This window comes from Collinsella sp. AF04-24 (assembly GCF_003465685.1).
GTDB lineage: Bacteria > Actinomycetota > Coriobacteriia > Coriobacteriales > Coriobacteriaceae > Collinsella > Collinsella aerofaciens_AP.
This window is the reverse complement of record NZ_QSBK01000009.1, coordinates 79,134-102,753: the sequence shown is the minus strand read 5'-3', so window position 1 is coordinate 102,753 and position 23,620 is coordinate 79,134. Positions and strand designations below refer to the sequence as shown.

General features: G+C 60.6%; 18 protein-coding genes. 13 read left to right on the top strand and 5 right to left on the bottom strand.

The features are described 5' to 3' along the window. The first annotated feature begins 3 nt into the window (after positions 1-3). From DWV32_RS05155 to DWV32_RS05125, 7 genes are all read left to right on the top strand, one after another. On the top strand, positions 4-1,599 hold the full coding sequence (locus DWV32_RS05155; protein WP_117757452.1) for a glycoside hydrolase family 28 protein: 1,596 nt from the start codon (positions 4-6) through the stop codon (positions 1,597-1,599). A 131-nt stretch (positions 1,600-1,730) separates the two neighbouring features. Then, the gene (locus tag DWV32_RS05150) at positions 1,731-3,896 is read left to right on the top strand and encodes a pectinesterase family protein (RefSeq protein WP_117757451.1); all 2,166 of its coding nucleotides are present in this window, start codon (positions 1,731-1,733) and stop codon (positions 3,894-3,896) included. Positions 3,897-3,964: 68 nt separating this feature from the next. Further along, on the top strand, positions 3,965-4,633 hold the full coding sequence (locus tag DWV32_RS05145; protein WP_233540411.1) for an SGNH/GDSL hydrolase family protein: 669 nt from the start codon (positions 3,965-3,967) through the stop codon (positions 4,631-4,633). Between the two features lie 107 nt (positions 4,634-4,740). Then, the gene (locus tag DWV32_RS05140; protein ID WP_099432661.1) at positions 4,741-5,979 is read left to right on the top strand and encodes a glycoside hydrolase family 105 protein; all 1,239 of its coding nucleotides are present in this window, start codon (positions 4,741-4,743) and stop codon (positions 5,977-5,979) included. 1 nt (position 5,980) lies between these two features. Further along, positions 5,981-6,886, top strand: coding sequence for a sugar phosphate isomerase/epimerase (locus tag DWV32_RS05135; RefSeq protein ID WP_158566080.1), 906 nt, complete (start codon positions 5,981-5,983; stop codon positions 6,884-6,886). Between the two features lie 103 nt (positions 6,887-6,989). After that, positions 6,990-8,207, top strand: coding sequence for an FAD-dependent oxidoreductase (locus DWV32_RS05130; protein ID WP_117757448.1), 1,218 nt, complete (start codon positions 6,990-6,992; stop codon positions 8,205-8,207). Between the two features lie 200 nt (positions 8,208-8,407). Next, positions 8,408-10,357 (top strand): NAD(P)/FAD-dependent oxidoreductase, encoded by a 1,950-nt coding sequence (locus tag DWV32_RS05125; protein WP_117757447.1) that lies wholly within the window; start codon positions 8,408-8,410, stop codon positions 10,355-10,357. 138 nt (positions 10,358-10,495) lie between these two features. Here the strand turns inward: DWV32_RS05125 and DWV32_RS05120 are convergent, their stop codons facing one another. Then, positions 10,496-11,137 carry an RpiB/LacA/LacB family sugar-phosphate isomerase gene (locus DWV32_RS05120; protein WP_055309683.1) on the bottom strand — a complete coding sequence of 214 codons (642 nt, stop codon included), beginning with the start codon at positions 11,135-11,137 and terminating at the stop codon, positions 10,496-10,498. A 266-nt stretch (positions 11,138-11,403) separates the two neighbouring features. Continuing rightward, positions 11,404-12,213, bottom strand: coding sequence for a gluconate 5-dehydrogenase (locus tag DWV32_RS05115; protein WP_117757446.1), 810 nt, complete (start codon positions 12,211-12,213; stop codon positions 11,404-11,406). 447 nt (positions 12,214-12,660) lie between these two features. On the opposite strand from DWV32_RS05115, the gene DWV32_RS05110 reads away from it, so the two are divergent. Further along, entirely contained in the window at positions 12,661-13,914 is a 1,254-nt protein-coding gene (locus DWV32_RS05110; RefSeq protein ID WP_158566078.1) for an ATP-binding protein, read from the top strand. A gap of 223 nt (positions 13,915-14,137) precedes the next feature. Here the strand turns inward: DWV32_RS05110 and DWV32_RS05105 are convergent, their stop codons facing one another. After that, positions 14,138-14,821 carry a YitT family protein gene (locus DWV32_RS05105; RefSeq protein WP_117757444.1) on the bottom strand — a complete coding sequence of 228 codons (684 nt, stop codon included), beginning with the start codon at positions 14,819-14,821 and terminating at the stop codon, positions 14,138-14,140. A gap of 463 nt (positions 14,822-15,284) precedes the next feature. Here DWV32_RS05105 and DWV32_RS05100 point away from each other — a divergent pair, with 463 nt between their 5' ends. Continuing rightward, entirely contained in the window at positions 15,285-15,977 is a 693-nt protein-coding gene (locus tag DWV32_RS05100) for a GntR family transcriptional regulator (protein WP_117757443.1), read from the top strand. Positions 15,978-16,356: 379 nt separating this feature from the next. Here the strand turns inward: DWV32_RS05100 and eda are convergent, their stop codons facing one another. Then, entirely contained in the window at positions 16,357-16,998 is a 642-nt protein-coding gene (eda, locus tag DWV32_RS05095; RefSeq protein WP_117757442.1) for a bifunctional 4-hydroxy-2-oxoglutarate aldolase/2-dehydro-3-deoxy-phosphogluconate aldolase, read from the bottom strand. A gap of 254 nt (positions 16,999-17,252) precedes the next feature. Further along, positions 17,253-18,287, bottom strand: coding sequence for a sugar kinase (locus tag DWV32_RS05090; protein WP_117757441.1), 1,035 nt, complete (start codon positions 18,285-18,287; stop codon positions 17,253-17,255). A gap of 235 nt (positions 18,288-18,522) precedes the next feature. On the opposite strand from DWV32_RS05090, the gene DWV32_RS05085 reads away from it, so the two are divergent. The 4 genes from DWV32_RS05085 (at position 18,523) to DWV32_RS05070 (ending at position 23,399) form a co-directional block, all read left to right on the top strand. Beyond that, positions 18,523-19,545 (top strand): LacI family DNA-binding transcriptional regulator, encoded by a 1,023-nt coding sequence (locus DWV32_RS05085; protein WP_158566076.1) that lies wholly within the window; start codon positions 18,523-18,525, stop codon positions 19,543-19,545. Positions 19,546-19,679: 134 nt separating this feature from the next. Next, positions 19,680-21,017, top strand: a complete 1,338-nt coding sequence (locus DWV32_RS05080; protein WP_117648002.1) for a glutamine synthetase family protein — start codon at positions 19,680-19,682, stop codon at positions 21,015-21,017. Between the two features lie 50 nt (positions 21,018-21,067). Then, positions 21,068-21,730, top strand: a complete 663-nt coding sequence (locus DWV32_RS05075; RefSeq protein ID WP_006234733.1) for a response regulator transcription factor — start codon at positions 21,068-21,070, stop codon at positions 21,728-21,730. 208 nt (positions 21,731-21,938) lie between these two features. After that, positions 21,939-23,399, top strand: coding sequence for a S1C family serine protease (locus tag DWV32_RS05070; RefSeq protein ID WP_117757439.1), 1,461 nt, complete (start codon positions 21,939-21,941; stop codon positions 23,397-23,399). Positions 23,400-23,620 lie beyond the last annotated feature (221 nt).

Here is a 23,620-nt window from a genome sequence, read left to right as displayed (position 1 = left end):
CCCATGGAGACGAACGTTATCTGGCGCAACGCCCGCGCGGCCGTTATCGAGCTCGACGATGGCGGCTACTTTACCTGTGCCGATACGTGGGAGATTTTTGTCAACGATGAGCCCGCCGGTACCACGAACACGGTCGAGACCTATGTTGACGGCCTGGTTCCCGGTAAGCGCAACCTGATCCGCTTTGTCTGCGGCGAGCGCGAGCTGAGTGTGGGCGTCACCACGCCGGCCGAGCCCTTTACCATCAACGTTCGCGACTGCGGAGCCAAGGGCGATGCCGAGCACGACGACACCACTAATATCCAGGCTGCCATCATGGCCTGCCCCAAGGGCGGGCGCGTGCTGATCCCCGCCGGCAACTACCGCATCAAGTCCCTCTTCCTTAAGAGCAATATCAACATCGAGCTTGCCGAGGGCGCGGTGCTGCTGGCCCGTCACGACCGCGCGGCGCTTGCCTACATTCCGGGCACGGTCACGGGCGACGAGGGCGCCGGGTATGCCGGCACCGACATGCTGCCCCTGGGCCGCTGGGAGGGCGAGAGCTTCTCGACCTACTGTTCGACCTTTACGGGCCTGAGCGTGCACGACGTGTGCATCTATGGCCGCGGCGCCATCGACGGCCAGACCGATTTTGCCGAGGACAACTGGTGGAACAAGGACTTTAAGAACATCTTCCGTCCCGAGGAGGGCCGCGAGGTCGCCCGCCCGCGCATGATTTTCCTGTCCGAGTGCGAAAACGTGAGCCTTGCCGGCTTTACCGTGCGCAACAGCCCGGCGTGGAATATCCATCCCATTCTGTGCGAGCACGTCGATGCCCTGTGCCTGTCCATCGAGGGTCCCAAGAACTCCCACAACACCGACGGTTTCGATCCCGAGAGCTGCGGTTTTGTCCGCATCCTTGGCTGTCAGTTCTCGGTGGGGGACGACTGCATCGCCATCAAGAGCGGCAAACTGGGCATTGAACCCGAGCTCCGTCCCGCCACGCACGACGTGCTGATCTCGCACTGCTACATGCACGACGGCCACGGTGCCGTGGTGCTGGGATCCGAGGCCGCCGGCGGCATCAAGGACCTCACCGTGAGCAAGTGCCTCTTTGAGCGCACCGACCGCGGCCTGCGCGTCAAGACACGCCGCGGACGCGGCAAGGACGCCGTCAACGAGGGCATCACCTTCGAGCACATTCGCATGGATAAGGTGCTCACGCCCTTCGTGGTCAACTCGTTCTACTTCTGCGACAAGGACGGCAAGACCGACTACGTGCAGTCTCGCGAGGCGCTGCCCGTCGACGACCGTACGCCCGGCTTTGGCGCCACGACGTTTTGCGATATCGAGGCCACCAACTGCCATGCGGCCGCGGCCTATATCACGGGCCTTCCCGAGAGCAAGGTGACGCGCCTGACGTTCCAGGATGTCCATGTGACCTTTGCCGCCGATGCCGAGCCCTTTGTGCCGGCCATGGCCTGCGGCGTGGAGCCCATGGTGCGCCAGGGCATCATCGCGCAGAACGTGAAAGTCCTCGACCTGCAGAACGTGCGCATCGAGGGTCAGGATGGCGACGAGCTGCAGCTGCAAAACGTCGACAAGGTTATCCGCGCGTAGGGTAGTGCTCCTGCACAAGTGAATACGGCATGTTGAGGCGTGCGACGGTCGGGTCTGCCCGGCTGTCGCACGCAATCTATAGGTGCCGGCATTGCATGGTGGGTGTTCTGTGACAGAAAGCGTAATGACAGATGAGTGGTAAAGAACAGCTCTTTGAGGTATCGCTCGAACGCGAAGGCGCGTATCGCAGCATTTCGGCGGCGCTCGAGGCGGCGGAGCGGTGTGTGCCCGATGTGACCGTGCCGGTGCGCGTGCTGGTGGCGCCGGGCGAGTATCGCGAGCAGGTCGAAATTCGTCGTCCGTATGTGACGCTCGAGGGCGAGACGGCCGACAGCGTGCGTATCGTGGGAGGCCTGGGTGCCAAGATGCCTTCGGAAGATGGTAGCGGCCAGGATGGAAGACTCGGCACCTTCCGTACGTACACGGTGCTGGTCGATGCCGACGACGTGACGCTTGCGGGTCTAACAATCGAAAACAACGCCGGTGATGGGCGCGAGGTCGGTCAGGCGATTGCCCTGTATGCCGATGGTGACCGCCTGGTTGTCGATGCCTGCTGCATTAAGGGACACCAGGACACGCTCTTTTTGGGGCCGCTGCCGCTGCGCGAGGCCAAGCCGGGCGGCTTTATAGGCCCCAAGCAGTTCGCCCCGCGCCGCGTGGGGCGGCAGTATTTTCGACGTTGCCGGATCGAGGGCGATGTCGACTTTATCTTTGGCGGCGCGCGTGCCTACTTTGAGGGGTGTGAGATTCGCTCGCTCAACCGCGATATGGATGTCAACGGGTATGTAACGGCAGCCTCCACGCCTCAGGGCGAGCCGTACGGATTTGTGTTTCATGGCTGTTCGTTTACAGCCGATGAGGGCATTGCCCCCGGATCGGTCTATCTGGGTCGTCCATGGCGCGAGTGGGCCCAGACCGTTTTGCTCGAATGCTGGCTGGGCCCCCATATTTCACTCGAGGGTTGGTGGGATTGGAATAAGCCAGCGGCACATGACGGCACCCTGTATGCCGGCGGTGCCCTGTTTGGCCCGGCGGGCGATACTGCCGCTTGGGTGCCGTGGGCGCATTGCCTGACCGGTCAGGATTCCGAACGCTATGCGCGTGACCGAGTGCTTGCCGGCACGGATGGTTGGGATCCCGAGGGCGGCGACGGTGATGCGGTAGAGACGGCCGGGCTATCTGCCAATGGCCGCACCGTGCACATCGAGACGTACTACGAGGACGAACCTGCGCTGCGCGCCCGACTGAAGCGCGAGGGGCGCTCGGCCGCATTTACGGGCAAGACTCCCACAGACTTTGAGGCATGGAAGGCTGCGACCAGGACTCGTCTGTACGATATTTTGGGTCTTTCGCTTATGGACCGCGCCCCGATTGAGATTCGTGAGCTCAATCGCGTACGGGTTGCCGGCAGCATCGTGCGTACTCATGCGGTGTTGCAGGTTGAGCACGATGTGTGGATGCCGTTTTACCTGTTGGAGCCGTCCCGCCCCAAGCTTGACGAGCGGGGACTCAAGCGCTGCTATATCTGCCCGCATGGTCACCAGGGGGCGGGTGCTGCAAGCATAGCCGGCGTTGCGGGCGTGCCGGCGGTCGACGATGCCGTGCGTAAGTTCAATTACGACTACGGTCTGCGTTTGGCGCGCATGGGTTACGTGACCGTCTGCCCCGATGCGCGTGGTTGGGGATACCGTCGTGACTGGAAGGGTCAGGGCGACGACGAGAACAGCTACCTGCGCGGTACGTGTCTGAATCAAGCACGTATGGCCGAGCCGCTGGGTCTTACGGTCGCGGGCCTCAACGCCTGGGACAACATGCGCTTGATTGATTACTTGGAGACACGCGGTGACATTGCCATGGGCGACCTGGGCTGCTTTGGTTTTTCGGGCGGCGGTTACATGACGTTGTACCTGTCCGCGCTCGACCCGCGCGTGCGCAAGGCGTTTGTCTCGGGCTATCTGTACGGCGTTGATGATTCGCTACTGCACCTCAACGGCAATTGCAGCTGCAATTACACGCCTGGACTCTGGCGTCTGCTCGACATGGGCGACATTGCATCGCTTGTCGCGCCACGGCCGCTCTTGGTTCAGAGCTGCGAGAAAGACCATCTCAACGGCGCCCGCGGGCTTGCGAACGTAGACGAGCAGCTCGATATCGTTCGCGACGCCTACGCGCTGCTGGGCAAGGACGAAAACCTTCTGCACGAGGTCTGCCCGGGTGGACACCACCTGGGCGTGGCGCATCTTGCCGAGGATATCGAATGGCTCGATTCGCAAGTTGCGGAATGCGCCCACGCATAGCCCCTCGGATGTTGCGAATGAACGGTATGTACCTGTATGACCGCCGGTGTGCGGGTGAGGAGAAGAATATGGAAACGAAAAACTTGAGCGAATCGACCATCTGCTGCTTTGGCGATTCGACCACCTGGGGCGATAACGGATGCGGCGGGGGAGGCAACGATATCTCCTGGACTTCGCACCTGGGTGCGCTGCTGGGCGGCGCTACGATCGAGAACTTTGGTATTAAGGGTTCGCGTATTGCCGTCAAGGCCGACCGTAGCGATTCGTTTGTCGAGCGCTTGGACGGCATCGATCACACGGCAGACGTCTGCATCGTCTTTGGCGGCGTTAACGACTTTAGCCGTAACGTGCCGCTGGGAGAGCTGGGCAGCACGGACGTGCACGAGTTCTACGGTGCGCTCGACTACCTGATCCGCACCATCACGGCGCGCTCGCCTCAGGCAAAGCTGGTGTTTATGACGCCGTGCAAGACGAGCGGCAAACACGAGAAGGATATTCCGGCAAGCAACGAGGCCAACCATCTGGGCCTGACGCAAGACGCCTATGTGCGCGCGATGCTGGAGGTCTGCGATCGCTACTCGGTGCCGGTGATCGACCTGTATGCGCAAAGCGGCATCAGCCCGTTTTTGCCGGAGCACCGCGAGCTCTACATGCCGGACGGTCTGCATTACAGCCCTGCCGGCTATGAGCGCCTGGCGCATCGCATTGCCGCGGCTCTCACCGCCGTTTGCCGTTAAAAGTTTGCCGTTCACGGGGATTATAGGGTTAACGTTCACCCTATAATCCCCGTTCGCGTTACACTAGGGGAAACGTTCACCCATCAATAACGTCAGAGGGGACAGCAATGGGTTGCAATCAGATTCTGGACCGTTATATCGAGCAGTTGATCGAGACCTCTACGCCTCAGGCGCCGGCCTGGAATATCGAAAAGCTTCGCGCCGGCAAGGAGAACACCTGGAATTACATTGACGGCTGCATGATCAAGGCACTCATCGAGCTGTACGAGATCACCGGCGAGCAGCGTTACCTGACCTTCGCCGACGACTATATCGACTTCTTTGTCCAGGATGACGGCACCATCAAGCATTACGATCCCCAGGAGTACAACCTCGACAACGTCAACGCGGGCAAAACCCTCTACAAACTCTATGACCTGGTGGGCAAGCCCAAGTACCGTGCCGCCATGGATACCATCTACCGTCAGCTCGAGACCCAGCCGCGTACCAAAGAGGGTGTGTTTTGGCACAAAGCCGTCTACCCCAACCAGATCTGGCTCGACGGCATGTACATGGCGCAGCCGTTCTACATGCAGTACGAGCTGAGCTTCCACAACCGCCGTGCCTGCTCGGATAGCTTCCATATGTTCCAGGTGGTGCACGACCTGATGCGCAACCCCCTCAACGGCCTGTACTATCACGCTTACGACGCGAGCCGCAAGCAGTTCTGGTGCGATCCCGTCACCGGCCTTTCGGCCAACTTCTGGCTGCGCGCCGAGGGCTGGTTCGCCATGGCGCTCATCGATACCTGGGAGCTCATGCCGCCCTCGATGTCGGCCGAGAAGGACGAGATCCGCAAGATGTTCCACGACCTGATCGACGCCATGCTGCCGTATCAGGACGAGAAGACCGGCATGTGGCACCAGGTCATCAACCTGCCCAATATCGCCCCCAACTATCTGGAGGAGTCGGGCAGCGCCATCTTTGCCAACGCCATCATGAAGGGCGTGCGCCTGGGCGTGCTGGGCGAGCGCTACTACCAGTACGGCCGTCGCGCTTTTGATGGCATCTGCGATACGTGCCTGTCCGAGCGCGACGGGCAGTTGGCGCTTGACAATATCTGTCTGGTGGCGGGCCTTGGCAACACCGCGCACCGCGAGGGCACGTTTGGCTACTACATGAGTGAGCCCGTCGTCAAAAACGACGCGAAGGGCGTGGCGCCGCTGGTGCTCGCCTATATCGAGACCATGCATCATGACAAGCTTGCCGGTAAGCGCGATCCGCTCGCCCCCTCGGGCGTGTGCTCCATCGACGACCCGTTTGGCGGCTACACGCCGGGCATCAATGCTCATAAGGGGCGTGAATAGCGTGGGGGCCATTACTCCGGGCGTGCGTTTACACGACCTTCCGCAGGGGACCGTCGAGGAACGCATTCGCATGGCAGGAGAGCTGGGCTTTTCGTGCATTCAGCTGCCGAGCAAGGTGCTCTACGCATCAATGGGAATCGATCGATGCGGTCTGACCCGCGAGCTCGCCGACCATTTGCGTGCGGTGCTCGATGAGGCGGGCGTTTCGGTCGCCGTGCTCGGCTGTTATAAGAATCTGGCGACGCCCGATCGACAACAGCTCACGGATAACTTTGCCGAGTACGAGGCGTGCTTGAACTTTGCTCAGATGCTCGGCGGCTGTCCGGTTGGCACCGAGACCGGTCGTCCCAATGCGCAGAACCGCGTTGCTGACGACCGTATGACCGACGAGGCACTCGATGCGTTTATGGATGGACTCGCGCGCGTCTGCGAGTGCGCCGAGGCCGTGGGTGGGCAAATACTGATCGAGCCCGGCTGGAACGAGACGGTCAACACGCCAGATCGCTGCCGTGAGGTGCTGGAGCGCGTCCCGAGCCCGGCGCTCGGCGTGATCTACGACCCGGTGTCGCTGCTGCATCCCACGATCGTCGGTGAGGCTTCCGAGCAGGTGTCGCGTATGTTGCACCTGTGCGGCAGCAAGATTCGCGTGCTGCATGCCAAGGACTACGAGATCGTAGACAACGAGGACGAAGCCGGCTGGTGCGACGGTACGGGTTCTCGCCTGGTGTGCTACGGCGTGGGCGAGACGGGCCGCTATGACTTTGAGCCCGTGGTGGCCTGGGCGGCTGCCGCCTGTTCGGGGATTCCTTGCGTGGTCGAGAACAGCGTGCCGGCGACGGCGGCTAGCTGCCTGGCGACACTCGAGCGCATGTCCGCTCGCTGCGGGGCTCCGCATCGCGAGATATAGCATTGGCTTTTGCCGTGGCGGCATATTGAGTTTGCTTGACTGGGGGCGGCGGTGAAGGGTTTTTATCGTCGCCTCATTGGATTACATCAAAAAGGGGAGTTGCGTGGCTATCCACATTGTCGAAGAGGCGAATCGTTGCCTAGGTTGCAAAAAGGCGTTCTGCCAGCTTAAAGGCTGCCCGGTGCAGACGCCAATTCCGCAGGTCATCGACCTGTTTAAGCAGCGCCGTCTGGAAGAGGCAGGTGAGCTGCTGTTCCAGAACAACCCCATGAGCGCGGTCTGCTCCATGATCTGCAACCATTCGGGCCAGTGCGAGGGCGCGTGCATTCAGGGCCGCAAGGGCGCACCGGTGCATTTTTCGAGTATCGAGAACTATATCTCGACTGCGTATTTGGATCGTAGGGAGTGGAAGCCTGCGCCGTCGTGCGGCAAGCAGGTTGCCGTGGTCGGTTCCGGTCCTGCCGGCATTACCGTGGCCATTAAGATGGCCCAGCTGGGCTGTGCCGTCACGGTGTTTGAACAGCGCCCCGAGATCGGCGGCGTGCTGGAGTACGGCATCCCCGAGTTTCGCCTGCCCCGTGCTCTCGTGCAAAAGTACCGTCACGTGATGTGCTCGCTTGGCGTGCGCGTCCGTCCCTCGACCACCATCGGTGGTGCGCTGCATATCGACGACCTGCTGCGCGACGGCTACGATGCGGTCTTTGTCGGTACCGGTACCTGGCGCGCCCGCAAGCTGGGTATTCCCGGCGAGTCGCGTGGCAACGTACTGTTTGGTATCGATTACCTGGTCGATCCCACGAGCGTGGCGATCGGTCAGAACGTGGCGGTTATCGGCGCCGGCAACGTGGCCATGGATGTTGCCCGTACGGCCCTGCGCTCGGGCGCTCGCAAGGTTACCGTGTATGCCCGATCGCGCCATATCTCGGCCATCGATGACGAGGTGGAGCTGACCGAGCTTGACGGTGCCGAGATCGTGCGCGGCAAGGCGATCTGCGCCATCGACGATAACGGTCCGGTGTTCGAGACGGCTATCTTTGACGAGGACGACAACGTGGTGGGCTACGAGGAAGAACTTGACCATGTGCCCGCCGACACGGTTGTGATTGCGGCCTCGCAGGTGCCCAAGGACAAACTGGTGCTTACGACGGGCGGTCTGGAGACCGACCATCGCGGTCTGCTTTCGGTCGATGAGTGCGGCATGACCACCGTGCCTGGCGTCTTTGCCGCCGGCGACGTGGTCAACGGCCCGCTCACCGTGGTCCATGCTGTAGCCGGCGCCAAGCTCGCCGTCGAAGGCATGACCAGCTACCTGGGCCTCTAACCCATCCCATCCATCAGTTGCGGTGAAATACGGACTGTTTTGGCTGTCAAAGGCCTTATCTACTCCGTATTCCACCACAACTTTTTTGTGAGGGTCGGGATTGAAGGTGAGGAATGCGAGCGAGTGCGGATACGGTGGTTACTGATACGATAAGTACGTTAGCAACTGCCGCCGAGCGGCTCAAACGAAAGGAACCCTGTATGGAGTCTTCCGCCTACCCGATGCTCTTTAGCCCGATCAAGGTCGGTACGACCGAGGTCAAGAACCGCGTCTTTATGCCGCCGGTGTCCACGAACCTGGCCGATCATGGCTATGTGACCGACGACTTGGTCGATCATTACCGTGCCCGTGCCAAGGGCGGCGTGGGCCTCATCATTACCGAGGTCGTGACGGTCGAGCCCACCTATACCTATCTGCCGGGTGACATGTGCTGCTACGACGACACGTTTATCCCCGGCTGGGAAAAGCTCGCCGCAGCCGTCCACGAGTATGGCTGCAAGATCATGCCGCAGCTCTTCCATCCCGCCTACATGGCCTTTAACATTCCGGGCACGCCGCGCCTGATCGCTCCGTCCTTTGTGGGCCCGTCCTATGCTCGCGAGGCGCCGCGCCCCATCACGGTCGATGAGATCCACGAGCTCACGCATCAGTTTGGTGACGCTGCTGTGCGCATGCAGAAGGCCGGTGTCGACGGCGTCGAGGTCCATGCGGCACACGCCCACGGCATGCTCGGCGGCTTTTTGACCCCGCTCTATAACAAGCGCACCGACGAGTACGGCGGCTCGCTCGACGCCCGCATGCGCTTCCTGCTCGAGGTCATCGCCGAGATTCGCGAGCGCTGCGGCAAGGACTTTATCATCGACGTCCGTATCTCGGGCGACGAGTACACCGATGGCGGCCTGACCCTCAACGACATGATCTACGTCTCGCGTCGCCTGGAGAAGGCCGGCGTCGACATGATTCATGTGTCGGGCGGCACCACCATCAAGCGCGGTTCCGCCATTCCCGCCGCCGGCACGCAGCAGGCCTCGCACGCCGCCTGCTCGCGCGAGATCAAAAAGCACGTCAACATTCCCGTTGCCACGGTCGGCCGCATTAACGAGGCATGGATCGCCGAGGAGCTGATCGAGGACGGCGCTGCCGACATTTGCATGATGGGCCGCGCCAATCTGTGCGATGCCGAATTCTGCAACAAGGCTGCTACCGGCAACGCCGACGACATCCGCCCCTGCATCGGTTGCCTGCGCTGCCTGAACGGCATCATGTTCGGCAAGCGCATCTCCTGCACCGTCAACCCGGACGTGGAGCGTGACGAGGCTGGCTACGAGCCTGCCGCCGAGGCAAAGAACGTGCTCGTTGTGGGTGCCGGTCCCGCGGGCATGGAGGCAGCCTATATTGCCGCCAAGCGCGGCCATAACGTGGTGCTCGTGGATAAGCAGGACGAGCCGGGCGGCGAGATGCGCATTGCGGCCGTTCCGCCGGCAAAGCAGGAGCTCACGCGCGTGATCAAGTATCAGTACCGTCGCCTGGCCGAGGCCGGCGTCACGTGCGTCTTCGGTACCGAGCTTTCGGCCGAGGACATCCAGCGCGACTACGCGGGCTACGAGGTTGTCCTGGCTTATGGCGCCGAACCCATCGCCCCGGCCTTTATGCAGGGATTTAAGCAGGTCATGACGGCTGACGACCTGCTGGGTGGCAAGGCTTTCCCGGGCAAGAAGATCGTCATTGTGGGCGGCGGCACCGTTGGTTGCGAGACGGCCGATTACCTGGCCCCGTTGGTCAACGACCTGTCGCCGGCCAACCGCGATGTCACCGTTATCGAGATGACCAAGACGCTCGCCGCCAACGAGGGCGGCGCCGGCCGCGCGGTGCTCATCACGCGTATGCTTTCCAAGGGCGTTCACGTGCTGACCGAGGCCAAAGTGACCGAGATTACCGAGGACACTATCAGTTACGAAAAGGATGGCGAGATCCACACTATCGCCGATGCCGATACGCTGGTGCTTGCCATGGGTTACCGCCCCAACACCAAGCTGGCCGATGACCTTGCCGCTGCCGGCGTTGTCACCCACGTGCTGGGCGATGCCCAGAAGTGCGGCAACATCCGCGACGCCATCGGCGACGGCTACAAGGTCGCCTGCGAGCTGTAGGCTCTTGGCAAATAGGGGAGCGGCCGCCTTGCGGTGACTCAAGCGATAGCCAATCTAAAAAGGCGCCGCGACACATGGATCGTCGCGGCGCCTTTTGTCTGGCGGTTTGTTGGGGGTCGGTGCGCCCCGTGGGCCTTATTACAGGCCCAAGATCTCCTTGACCTTGGCGATGATGGCCTCGTCGGTGGCGTTGGCAAAGAAGTACTCCTGGAAGTGCTCACCAGCGAGGGCGCCCTTCACCAGATCCTGATCGATCTCGCCCAGGACGTCGACGAGCGGACGCATGGTCACAGCGCGCACGCCGTCGAGGATCTTCTTGTTGCGCTGCTCGGGCTCAACGCGCTCGGCGGGGTAGCCGTTGCCCGAGCCAAAGCCAAAGAGCTTCTCGAAGGTGTACTCGAGGTTGAGCTCCTGGCCCCAGCCGTTCTTGAGGGCGAAGGGCATGGCGACGGCATTGCCATCGTTGACCTGGGCAAAGGTGTAGGCATCCAGCGGGTCGGCAACATGGCCGCACAGCACGCCGGGGAAGGAGTTGCAGGCGAGCATGGCGCCCTCGCCGGTGCCGCAACCGGTCACGACGTAGTCGGCAGCGCCGGAGTTGAGCAGCACGGCGGCAAGAATGCCGTTCTGCACGTAGGTGAGGGGCTTGGAGTCGGCGTCGGCATACATGCCATAGTTAAAGACAGTGTGGCCCATGGGCTCGACAACCTTCTTAAGGGCAGCCTCGATCATGGGGTTCTTGGAGTTCTGAGAATTCTCGTTGATCAGAGCGATCTTCATTTGAGTTAACCTTTCAGCTTATTTTTTCAGTTATTTGTTTCTGTGCGCGGGCGGCGGCAAAGCCAACCCGCGATGAGCTATGCGGGCGGTCGGCAGTTAAGTCTGTCGCGAGTTCCGCACAAACCGAAGCGCCTGTGTTGGCTGGTGCGTGACGGTGGCGAGGGCGCGCGGAGTGCGGCAGATTGGCGTGAAAGAGGAGCGAAGCGTACTTCGGTACGCGAGCGACGGTTTGAGCGCCAAGGTGCCGTGCTCCGCGCGGCCGCAGCCTATTGCGGCTGTTTGCCGATGTAGGCGAGTATGCCGCCGTCCACGTACAGAATGTGCCCGTTGACGAAGTTCGATGCGTCGGAAGCCAGGAACACGGCGGGGCCCTTCAGGTCCTCGGGCGTGCCCCAACGGGCGGCCGGCGTCTTGGCGATGATGAACTGGTCAAACGGGTGGCGGCTGCCGTCGGGCTGCGTCTCGCGCAGCGGTGCGGTCTGCGGCGTGGCGATGTAGCCGGGCCCAATGCCGTTGCACTGGATATTGGCCTCGCCAAACTCGGAGCAGATGTTCTTGGTGAGCATCTTGAGTCCGCCCTTGGCGGCGGCATAGCCGGCGATGGTCTCGCGGCCCAGTTCGCTCATCATGGAGCAGATATTGATGATCTTGCCGTGACCCTTGGCGATCATGCCCGGCAGGCAGGCCTTGGACACGATGAACGGGGCATTGAGGTCGATGTCGACGACGCGACGGAAGTCCTCGGCGCTCATGTCGAGCATCGGGGTGCGCTGGATGACACCGGCGTTGTTGACCAGGATGTCGGGCGTGGTGCCAAAATCGGCCTCGATCTTGGAGATGAGCTCGGCGACGACAGTCTCGTCGGTGACGTCGGCTACATAGCCGTGAGCATCAAAGCCCAGCTCGCGGTAATGCTTCTCGGCCTCGGCGACCTTGTCGACGTGACGGGCGTTAAAGGCGATCCTGGCGCCGGCTTCGCCGAGTGCCTCGGCCATGGCCATGCCGATGCCATAGGTGGCGCCGGTCACGAGCGCGACCTTGCCGTCTAGGCGGAAGCTGTCCATAAGGTTAGACATTACAATCCTTCCAAAAGAAACGTTCATCTATATAAGTCTTGCTTCTATTACAAGTTCAGTATAGGAGAAGCGGAGGAATTAAAAGTCAGGTTTTCCTAGAATCAGGTGAACGTTCACTTTTAAAAGGTGAACGGTTGTAGCCGCTCGTCGCGATATCTGCTACATGGAGTAGCGCCCGTGCGCATCGCATTTCTCCTCTCATAGATGCGCGGCGCAAGAGGTCCCGAGTTCAACACGAGCTCGGGGCCTTTTTGTTTGGATTACGGACGCATTGCCGGACGAAAACACTATGCGTTTGGTAAATAGTCGTATGAACGTGAAATTTGTATCTAGTTTCCGTACGCAAATAAGACGAAAACAGTTTGCGTCTGGTTCTAAGCCGTACGCAAATGTTTTTCGTCTTATAATACGGTTCAGATGAGCATGAAAAGGAGAGGGACCGTACGTATGGTTGTCAGAGAGAGTCCTACCGTCGAATACAAGGAAAGCGTAACGCCGACGTTTCTTAAAACGGTGAGCGCCTATGCAAACTACGGGACGGGCAAGATAGAGTTTGGCGTTGACGACGGTGGTGTTGCAGTCGGTCTTTCTGACCCGGTTGCGGAGTGTCTGCGCATCGAGAACATGATTAATGACAGTCTGGATCCTGCGCCTCGTTACACGCTCGAGCTCGACGAGAACCGCGGAACTGTAACGCTTACGGTTTACGAGGGGCAGGGCAAGCCCTATCGAAGCAAGGGGAAGGCCTACAGGCGAAATGATTCGGCGACGGTAGAGGTCGACCGTTTTGAGTACGGCAGGCTGACGCTCGAAGGCAGCAATCTGACGTTCGATGCGCTCACCTCGGCTCGCCAGGACCTGAGTTTTCATACGCTCGAACACAAGTGCATCGAGCATCTAGGCATTTCTGAGCTCACGTCGGATATCATGCGAACGCTTCGCCTGCTCGGCAAGGATGGCTATACCAATGCCGCGGCGATATTGGCGGATAACAACGAATTTCCGGGCATCGACTGCGTTCGTTTTGGCGACACCGAGGACGTGCTTTTAGATCGTGAGACGACGACGGGCCTGTCTGCAATTGAGCAGGTTGATAGGGCAGTTGCCATGTTCGCGCGCTACTATCGTTATGAGCGCATCGAAGGTGTCGAGCGTGTTCAGACCGACCGGATTCCCCTCGAGGCATTCCGCGAGGCAGTTGCAAACGCTCTAGTGCATCGGACGTGGGACGTGCAAGCGAATGTTCAGGTTGCTCTGTATGATGATCGCGTCGTTGTGACTTCACCCGGGTCGTTGCCCGCTGGCTTGACGACGGAGCAATACCTGTATGGACAGATATCCGTGCTCAGAAATCCCATCGTTGCCGAGGTCTTCTTAAAGTTGGACTATATCGAGAAGTTTGGAACGGGAATTGCGCGCATTAGGCGTGCCTATCGCGATTCGATTAATCAGCCGGTCTTTGATATTCGTGGCGGCGTGGTAGCTGTCGCGTTGCCCGTTACCGATGCCTTTGAAGGGTCTGGAGAAGAGGCTCAGGTTCTTAAGGCCTTGTCGGGCGGACGAATTATGTCGCGAAGTGAGATTGAGAAACAGACGGGGCTGAGCCGTGCGCGAACACTGTCCGCGCTCGAATCTCTGCTCAGCCGAAACGCGATCATGAAACAGGGGACAGGCCGCGCCACGAAATACGAGCGAGCGTAGTCCGAAAGACCTGTGTTACCAGGCAGGCCCCAAGCCGCGAATGGCTTGGGGCCTTTTGCATGCCGGCTGGCAATGGACCAATTAATGTCAAGTTATAGCAACATATAGCTCCGCTTGCGGGGTTTGCGACGGGCTATTCCTCATCGTCCGTATAGCGCGTGCGTCGTTATTTGCGACATCGATATGCCGGGCACTCGAGCCTCGTTTGCTCCGCGGCTGTTCGCTATTTGGCGCCAAACGCCATGCGGACGAATCGCTGGGCAAACAGCTTGTTGGCGAAGTTGATGATGTGGCCCAAGAACAGTGCCGAGATGGCGGTGGTTACGCCAAAGCCGCCTAAGTTGTGCATGCATACCAGCGACAGCGTGAGCGAGGCGGCGACATGCGAGCAATCGAACATGACCTTTACGTCTCCAAAACGGCGCTTGAGCTTTTCCGCAATGACCTGCACCAAGCCGTCGGGTGCGTTGGGGACAACGCCCATGTTGACGACGAGACTGACGCCAAATGCGGTGATAGCGAGGGAGAGCAGCATGGTCGCAACCTGCGCGGGGAGCGCCGTGGGATGCAGCGGGTTGAACGCCATGAACAGATCGGTGAAGCCGCCCATTAGCGTTGAAAAGCAAAGCTCGAGCAAAATGCGCGGTTGAAATTCGCGTCGCAAGATGGCGAGCTGCGCCGCGATGTAAGCGACATAGGTAGTTGTAATCCAAAAGCCGAGCGTCTTGCCCGTGAGCATGGATAGGGTCGTGGCAAAGCACGTGAGCGCGGCGACGCCCAGGCCAGATGCCGTCTGGAGGCTCATACCGAGTGCCAGCACGGCAACGCCCGCCTGATACATCAGCATTCTTATGACGGTATGACGCCAGTCGATCTTCTCGCCATGCATGATGATGAGCGGTCGCATGCTGCTGCATCCTTTCGATTGAAGGATATTTAAAGAGAAATGTCTGACCTGGGCCGGCAAAAAGAGGGTTATCGGAGGCACTGCCTCAACGGCAGAAAAGCCGGCCCCATGGTCAGTCGTCTAGGAATGTCTCGTTGTGCCAGAATGGGACTGAAGGGCTCAACGAGACGGGAAGAAAGCAAATGGCATGGCATGGGCAATAGGATGCCAAGATGGTAGGGTGCGTCTTAGCATCCTATTGCCCAGGCTTGACGAAATCGGTTTCGTTGAGATTTAGTATACGTATGGGAATCCATTTGCAAAGCGAAATAGAAGAAATTAGGTGAACGTTCACCTAATTGCAACAACTTATCGGTCAAAAGCCGAATCCCGGCCCTACCCCTCAAACATCGCCGTGGGATGGGGGATGCGATAGTATTACGTGGAGTTATTCGACAAACCGTGGGCTTCATTCGAGGGCTTTATGGAACAGCACCAGCATTATCAGAGCCTGCAAGATCAGGCATACAACGCATTGCGCTCCAAGATCATCTATGCCGAGCTCAAGCCCGGCACGCGCTTATCGGCGATTGGTCTGGAAAAGGAGACGGGAATCGGGCGCACGCCCATTCGCGAGTCCTTTGTGCGTCTGCGTGAGCAGGAGCTAGTGGAAACGCGTCCCAAAAGCGGCACCTATGTCTCAAAAATCAGCATGGAGCGCGCCGAGAACGCCTGTTTCTTGCGCGAGAAACTCGAGAGAAGCGTGCTCATTAAATGCTGCTCTGCCGCCACGCCCGAGCAAAAGCATCGGCTCGAGCAGATTCTTACCGAGTCCGAGTCGCTCGACCATAGCGAAACGCGTCGCTTTTTTGATCTGGACAACCTGTTCCACGAGACATGTTTTGAGATTGCCGGCCGCCACATGTTGTGGGATTGGATGAAGAGCGTCAACACGCATTTTGAGCGATACAACTGGCTGCGTATGGTGTCGCAGGATTTGGATTGGGAGCCGATCCGTGGGCAGCATCGCCGGATTCTCGAGGCCATTAAGAAGGGCGATACCGACACGGCGAGCTATCTGGCAGAGACGCATTTGCATCTAATGCCCGAGGAACAGGGCCCGGTTATCGCCTTACATCCCGACTACTTTGAGCTGCCCAAAGACTCGGCCATCTAATCCGTCCCCCTAATTAGTTGCGGTGAAATAGGGACTGTTTTGCGGCTTTGACGACGTAAGCAGTCCGTATTTCACCGCAAGTGCGGGGATGCAATCGGGGCATGAAAAGGCTGCGGCGCCGCTTGGAGGAAAAGACCGGAAGCAAGGGTCCATTCCCCCAGACGACGCCGCAGCTGTTTTGGTGGACTGGATTATGTTGAGTCGGTTGATTGACCGGGAAAGCAAAGCGGCTCGGGGGCGTGTCGCTTCCGTCACGTTCTATCAGCATACAAGACGGTTTTGGTTCTTGTTCGTGACGGAAACGGCGCGCTTCCGAGCCGCTTTAAAAGAAAGGGGGCGAGGTCTAGGACACGCCCCCTTTCACGATAGAGAGCTAAACCTAGCCGCGGACCTTCTTGACGACGTCCATGGCCTCGCGGGCGATCTGCTCGACCTTGGAGAAGTCGCCGTCGGCGAACAGGGCGGGCTTGACCATCCAGGTGCCACCGCAGGCGATGATGGCGGAGGAGCTCAGGTACTCCTCGACGTTGGCAGTGTTCACGCCGCCGGTGGGCATAAAGCGATGGCCGACAAACGGAGCAGCGAGGGCCTTGATGGTGTTGAGGCCGCCGTACTGAGCCGCGGGGAAGAACTTGGTGACCTTGAGGCCCAGGTTCTCGGCGGCGGTAACCTCGGAGGGGGTCACGGTGCCGGGAAGGACGGGCAGGTCGATGTCGATGCAGTGCTTTACAACGTCCTCGTTGTAACCCGGCGAGACGATGAACTTGGCACCGGCGGCGCGGGCCTGCTCAACCTGCTCGACGGTCAGGACAGTGCCGGCGCCGACGCACATCTCGGGCTCGGCCTCGGCCATAGCGGCGATGCACTCGGCGGCGCAGGCAGTGCGGAAGGTGACCTCGGCGGACTTCATGCCGGCTGCCATAAGGGCATGGGCGAGCGGTGCGGCGTCCTCGACCTTATCGAGCACGACGACCGGCACGATGCCCAGGGATTCAAGCGTGGTGTAGAACTGATCGAACATAGTGTTCCTTTCGATGTGAGGCGCGCACGGGCGCGTGATTGCCAAAGAAGATTGGCCATGAGCCGGTTCCGGATTGGTTATCGGAGGCACTGCTTGGGTCACAAGCAATTTCGGAACCGGCTACGAGGCCAGTCGTGAAGGAATGCCAGACAAAACCGGAATGGGACTAAGTGGTTTTGCCCGACCGGAGGAATCGGGGAGCGGGTCGCAGGGGTATGGGTATGGAAAGCTGCGGCCCGCGGAATGGGGACGGCTTAGCGCGCGACGCGGGTGCCACCGTCGGCGGCGGATGCCACGGCTGCGATCTCGTCTGCGGTCACCAGGTTGGAATCGCCCTTGATGGTGAGCTTGAGGATCGAGGCCGCAATCGCGTAGTTGACGGCGTCCTGCGGGGCAAAGTCGTTGATGAGGGCATGGACGAGGCCGGCGTTGAAAGCGTCGCCGGCGGCAACGCCCTCGAGCACGTGCACGTCGTGGGCGGGGGAGAACCAGTGCTCGCCGCTCTCGGCGTCATAGAGCATGCCCATCCAGATGGAGCGCTCGACGCAGGAGATGTTGCGGACGACCGAGGCGACCTTCTTGCAACCGTACTCGGCGCAGATCTGACGGGCCATCTCGACGTAGGTGTCGCGCTCCTCGATGCCGTGGGCAAGGGAGCCGGAGACGCAGGTCATACCGAGGCCGGCAGGAGCGTCCTCGTCGTTGGCAATGCAGATGTCAACGAGCGGCAGGAGTTCCTTCATGGTGGCCTGCGACTTCTCGGGCGACCACATCTTGCCGCGATAGTTCACGTCGCACACGGTGGTGATGCCTTTGGCGCGGCAGGCGGTGAGGGCATCCTTGCAGGCGGCGGCCATCTCGTCGGAGACGGCGGGCGTCACGCCGGAGAAGTAGAAGACATCGACACCCTTGAGGATCTCGTCCCAGTCAAAGACGTCGCGCTTGGCCATGTTGATGGCAGAGTACTTGCGGTCGTAGACGCAGCCGTTGCCGCGCTGCGAGGCGCCGACCTCAAACACATAGGAGCCAAGACGGTCGCCCTGGCGCACGACGCGTGAGGTATCGACGTCGTAGACCTTCAGCGAACGCAGGGCGCACTCGCCCAGACGGTTGGCCGGGACAACGGAGACGTAAGCTGCCTTGTCACCCTGGTAGGCCAGGGAAAGCGCGGTGTTGGCTTCGGCGCCGCCGTAGCGGACATCAAACTCGGTCGCCTGCTCAATGCGCAGATGATCTTTGGGCGAGAGCCTCATCATGATCTCGCCGAAGGTAAGAACCGTTTTACCCATGGTCGCGTAGCTCCTTCTTACTCGTGCGTACACCTTTGATATGGCGTTGGCACGGAGGTGCCAAGACGGTAGGGTACATCTTTGCACCTCCGTGCTAACGCTTGCCGAAATCGGTTTACGAAATCGGTTTCGTTTCGAGTTGTAGTATACTCACCTACAGCGTTTTGCAAGCGAGATTTTTAAAAAAATGCCTAAAATGGCTCAGACTGCCGACAATTGGGAAACGGGGTGCGCTATGGCGCAGATGAGAATCAAGGACATTGCCGCCGAGGCGGGCGTGAGCCCGGCCACGGTCTCGCGCTATCTCAACAACCGCCCCGGGCAGATGACCGAGGAAACCCGTGCTCGCATCGCGGCAGTTATCGAGCGCACCGGCTATCGTCCACGTGCCGCCGCGCGCAATCTGCGCAGCTCGCGTACCAACCTCATCGGCGTGATCTTGGCCGACATTGCTAACCCGTTCTCCAGCGCCATGCTCGAAGGGCTTTCCGCCAGCGCCGCCGCGCGCGGCTGCTCGCTCATGACGGCCATTAGCGGCAACGACCCCGCCAAGGAGGCAGAGTCGCTCACCAGACTTATCGATGCCGGCGTGGACGGCCTGGTCGTCAATACCTGCGGAGGCAACGACAAGGCGATCGCCGAGGCTGCGGGACGCCTGCCCGTCGTGCTGCTCGACCGCGATGTTGCCGACGGCGGTGTCGATCTGGTGACCTCCAACAACCGTGAGCTGGTCGCCGGCCTGGTAGACGCCTTGGCCTCTGCTGGCAGCGAGCGCCTGTGCCTGCTCACCGAGGCAAGCGATGACAGCCCCGTGCGTCGCGAGCGCGCTGAGGCCTTTGCCGGCGAGCTTTCGCGCCGCGGTCTTGCGGGCGAGGTCGTCACCCTGGCCGACGGTGGCGCCACGGGTGTCAGTCGCCTGGACGAGACCATCCGCGGCTATGCGGGTAAAAAGCTCGGCCTCATTGCCGTCAACGGTCTGGTCTTCCTGCGCCTGACCGAGGCGCTGGCACAGTTGGGACCTTCGTTGCCGGCGGGTCTCAAGATCGCAACGTTTGACGACTATCCCTGGAACCACGTGCTCTTTGGCGGTGTGACCACGGCAGCGCAGGACACTCTTACCATTGCCGAGCGCGTAGTCGAGCGTCTGTCCGAACGCATCGACATCGTTACCACTACGGTGGGCGATGCCGCAAAGCTCGCCCCCAAGCGCATCGAGATCCCCGGCCACATCGAACACCGCGCTTCGACCTCACGCTAACCATTCGTTCGTGATGGCCTGTTCGCGCACGTTTTTTGAGCGCTTGATACGCTTTAACCCTGCGGAAACATTTTTCTGCGATAGTATCTGCGATATAGACCAGTCGAAACCCGCCCGAAAGAAAGGGGAGCGACATGAACCAGCAGAACATCGATTACGTACTCCGCTCCGTAGAGCAGCGTGACATCCGCTTTGTGCGTCTGTGGTTTGTCGACATTCTCGGCCGCCTCAAGAACTTTGCCATTAGCCCCGAGGACCTCGAGGTCGCTTTTGAGGAGGGTATTGGCTTTGACGGCTCCGCCATCGAGGGCTTTGCCACGCCCGAGGAAGCCGACATGCTGGCGTTCCCCGATGCTTCGACCTTCCAGATCCTGCCGTGGCGCCCGAGCCACAACGGCGTCGCCCGCGTGTTCTGCGATGTGTGCACTCCCGATCGCAAGCCGTTTGCCGGCGACCCGCGCGATGCCCTGCGCCGCATGTTCCGCAAGGCCGAGAAGGCTGGCTATCTGCTCAACGTGGGTGCCGAGCTGGAGTATTACTACTTCCCCGACGAGCACACTCCCGAGCCGCTCGACAACGTGGGCTACTTCGATCTTTCGGTGAGCGATGCTGCCCGCGACCTGCGTCGCAACACGGTCCTCACGCTCGAGAAGATGTCCGTGCCCGTGGAGTACACCTTCCACGCCGCCGGTCGCTCGCAGCATGGCATGAGCCTGCGTCACGCCGAGGCCCTGAGCATGTCCGACGCTATCACCACGGCCAAACTCATCATTAAGCAGCAGGCCTACGAGAGCGGTTGCCACGCCTCCTTTATGCCCAAGCCGTTGGCGGGCGAGGACGGCAGCGCCATGTTTTTGCATCAGTCGCTGTTCGACCACGACGGCAACAACGTCTTTTGGGGCGAGGACGACGAGAAGTACCACCTCTCCGAAATCGCCAAGCACTACATGGCCGGCATCTTGGCGCACGCGCGCGAGATCAGTGCCATCACCAACCCCACGGTCAACTCGTACAAGCGCATCACCACGGGTGGCGACTCCGTGCCGCAGTACGCCACGTGGGGCCTGCGCAACCGCGCGAGTATGGTCCGCATTCCGGTCTACAAGCCCGGCAAGCCGCTGTCCACGCGCATCGAGCTGCGCAGTCCCGACCCCATGGCCAACCCGTACCTGGTCAACGCCGTCACGCTGGCGGCTGGTCTGGACGGCATCGAGCGCAAGCTGGAACTCCCGCCCGAGGCCACGGCCGAGACGCTCAAGCTTACCGACCGTCAGATGGTCGAGGCCGGCTACGCGCCGCTGCCGCGCTCGCTCAAAGAGGCGCTCGACGTGTTTGAGGACTCGCAGTTTATGAAGGATGCCCTCGGCGAGCACATCCACAGCTTCTTCCTCAAAAAGAAGCGCGACGAGTGGCATAAGTTTGAGTCTACGATCACCGAGTGGGAGATCAAGCACTACCTGGCGAACTCCTAATCGCGCTGGTTTGTTCCAGTACGATTGAGCTCATTTCTTTGGAGGCCGATATGTCCGAAAAGAGTGCCCTGTTCATGGCGCGCACGACGCGCTTCCACGAGTTTGCCCGCAGCCTGACGACCACCCTGGGTGTCGAGGTGAGCTTGGCCACTCCCGATTCGCCGACTGCGGCGCATGACTTTGACCTGCTGATCCTCGATTCCGATGGCATCCGCAGCGACCGCATCGATCAGATTGCCAAGTGGCTTGACGATCGCGGCGGTGTCCCCATGCTGGTGATCGTTGACGACGAGGCGCTCGGCACCCTGCGCCTGCCGAATCACGCGCATGCCGACTTTGTATGCCCCACGGCGACGCCCAACGAGCTTAAGGCTCGCGCGCAGCGCCTGATGGGCGAGGAGGAGACCGTCACCGCCGACGATGTGCTCAACATCGATAACCTCGAGATCAACCTGGCTACCTACCAGGTGACGCTCGATAACGAGCCCATCGACCTGACGCTGATGGAGTACTCGCTGCTGAGCTTTTTGGCGACGCACCCCAACCGCGCCTACAGCCGCGAGGTGCTGCTGCACCGCGTGTGGGGCTTTGAGTACTGCGGCGGCACGCGTACCGTCGACGTGCACATTCGACGCATCCGCTCCAAGGTGGGCCCGCAGATCGCGGCACACATCACCACCGTCCGCGGCGTGGGCTATCTGTTTAAGGACTAGATTTCCACCACAAAGGGGACAGGCACCTTTGTGGTGGTTTTGACGCAGGTGCGGGTTCCTTTCGAGTTTGCAGCAGAACTTAAGCCTTCCTAAAAGATTGCGTTCTCGTACACGTACGCCCGCATATTGGGGTACAACTCAACGTGAACAATGATGGCCCGCCACGTGTTTGGCGGGCCTTTGGTTATTTGACGAAAGGATCGCAGCTATGAGCGAGAACGATTCCCAGCGTCCCCAGGACGCGGGCAACGCCGGCGAGACTCAGCAGCAACCGCGCGTGCAGGTGGAGTCGACGCCTGCCGACGGCAACATTCCCTACGTGCAGGCCTACGACACGCAGACTGGCAAGCCGCTGGGCGGCCAACAGGTCGTGAACAAGCACACGGTGGTCAAGACCAAGACCAAAAAGCTACCGATCTTTATTACAGCGCTTGCCGGCTGCGCCTGCGGCGCCCTGCTGGTCATCGCGCTCATTATGAGTGGCACGCTCGATATCGGTGGCGGCAAGAATGCCGTGACGGCGGGCGCTTCGGGTTCGTCGACGCAAAAGATCACGATCGACTCCGAGGACACCACGCTGGCCGAGGCCGTTTCTGCCAAGGCCCTGCCCTCCGTGGTTTCCATCACCGCCACTTCGAGCGGTGGCCAGAATGGCTCGCTTTCGCAGTCTGCCGACGAGTCGGACAACTCGGGCAGCGTCGGTTCGGGCGTGGTGCTCGATACCGAGGGCCATATCCTCACCAACAACCACGTGGTCGATGGCTATGACCAGTACGTGGTGACCATGGACGACGGCACCACCTACGAGGCCGAGTTCGTGGGCAACGACGCTTCGAGCGACCTGGCCGTCATCAAGCTCAAGGACGCCGACGCCTCCAAGCTCACGCCGATTGAGATCGGTGATTCCTCCAAGCTCAACGTGGGCGAGTGGGTCATGGCGATCGGCTCGCCCTTCGGCAACGAACAGTCTGTCTCCACCGGTATCGTCTCGGCGCTGTATCGCTCCACGGCCATGAGCTCTACCAGCGGCAACACCATCTATGCCAACATGATCCAGACCGATGCCGCCATCAATCCGGGCAACTCCGGCGGCGCGCTCGTCAACGACAATGGCGAGCTTGTGGGTATCAACTCGCTTATCGAGAGCTACTCGGGCTCCAGCTCGGGCGTGGGTTTTGCCATTCCGGTTAACTACGCCAAGAACATTGCCGACCAGATCATCGACGGTAAGACGCCGGTGCATCCGTACATGGGCGCTACGCTTTCGAGCGTCAATGCGCTTAACGCCCGCACCAACAAGTTGAGCACCGATAGCGGCGCGTATGTGGCGAGCGTCGTTGAGGATGGTCCTGCCGCCAAGGCCGGCATTCAGGAGGGCGACGTCATCACCAAGCTGGGCGACGATGAGATTTCGAGCGCCGACGGCCTGATCATCGCGCTGCGCAGCCACGAGGTGGGCGAGAAGGTCGAGATCACGCTCATGCGCGGCAAGGAAGAGAAGAAGGTCACGGTTGAGCTGGGCTCCGACGAGGAGCTGCAGAACCAGCAGCAGAACGACAGCGCGACCGATACCGGCAACGGCGGTATTACCGACGAGCAGCTGCGCCAGTATCTGGAGGAGCTGCTTGGCCAGCAGGGCCAGGGTCAGGGCAACGGCCAGGGTTTCTAACGAGCTGTATCGCACATATCGAAGCCAGAGGGGCTGTTCCGCCAGCGCGGGACAGCCCCTCTTTTCGCGATGATCCGTTGGGGACGGAGGAAAACGGATCATTTAGAACTGGCAAGGGCATGGTTTAATCGCGCGATCCACCCTAGTCTGGCGGCTGCCGATTCGGTGCGGTTCGAAAGGGTTATTCGGCGCCATGGTGACCGGTGGTACTCTTGTATCCG

Bases quoted from the DNA above. Each gene is read 5' to 3' on its own strand.
- DWV32_RS05155 (WP_117757452.1), top strand. From the start codon at position 4: ATGGAGACGAACGTTATCTGGCGCAACGCCCGCGCGGCCGTTATCGAG.
- DWV32_RS05150 (WP_117757451.1), top strand. From the start codon at position 1,731: ATGAGTGGTAAAGAACAGCTCTTTGAGGTATCGCTCGAACGCGAAGGC.
- DWV32_RS05145 (WP_233540411.1), top strand. From the start codon at position 3,965: ATGGAAACGAAAAACTTGAGCGAATCGACCATCTGCTGCTTTGGCGAT.
- DWV32_RS05140 (WP_099432661.1), top strand. From the start codon at position 4,741: ATGGGTTGCAATCAGATTCTGGACCGTTATATCGAGCAGTTGATCGAG.
- DWV32_RS05125 (WP_117757447.1), top strand. From the start codon at position 8,408: ATGGAGTCTTCCGCCTACCCGATGCTCTTTAGCCCGATCAAGGTCGGT.
- DWV32_RS05120 (WP_055309683.1), bottom strand. From the start codon at position 11,137: ATGAAGATCGCTCTGATCAACGAGAATTCTCAGAACTCCAAGAACCCC.
- DWV32_RS05115 (WP_117757446.1), bottom strand. From the start codon at position 12,213: ATGTCTAACCTTATGGACAGCTTCCGCCTAGACGGCAAGGTCGCGCTC.
- DWV32_RS05110 (WP_158566078.1), top strand. From the start codon at position 12,661: ATGGTTGTCAGAGAGAGTCCTACCGTCGAATACAAGGAAAGCGTAACG.
- DWV32_RS05105 (WP_117757444.1), bottom strand. From the start codon at position 14,821: ATGCGACCGCTCATCATCATGCATGGCGAGAAGATCGACTGGCGTCAT.
- DWV32_RS05100 (WP_117757443.1), top strand. From the start codon at position 15,285: ATGGAACAGCACCAGCATTATCAGAGCCTGCAAGATCAGGCATACAAC.
- eda (WP_117757442.1), bottom strand. From the start codon at position 16,998: ATGTTCGATCAGTTCTACACCACGCTTGAATCCCTGGGCATCGTGCCG.
- DWV32_RS05090 (WP_117757441.1), bottom strand. From the start codon at position 18,287: ATGGGTAAAACGGTTCTTACCTTCGGCGAGATCATGATGAGGCTCTCG.
- DWV32_RS05085 (WP_158566076.1), top strand. From the start codon at position 18,523: ATGGCGCAGATGAGAATCAAGGACATTGCCGCCGAGGCGGGCGTGAGC.
- DWV32_RS05080 (WP_117648002.1), top strand. From the start codon at position 19,680: ATGAACCAGCAGAACATCGATTACGTACTCCGCTCCGTAGAGCAGCGT.
- DWV32_RS05075 (WP_006234733.1), top strand. From the start codon at position 21,068: ATGTCCGAAAAGAGTGCCCTGTTCATGGCGCGCACGACGCGCTTCCAC.
- DWV32_RS05070 (WP_117757439.1), top strand. From the start codon at position 21,939: ATGAGCGAGAACGATTCCCAGCGTCCCCAGGACGCGGGCAACGCCGGC.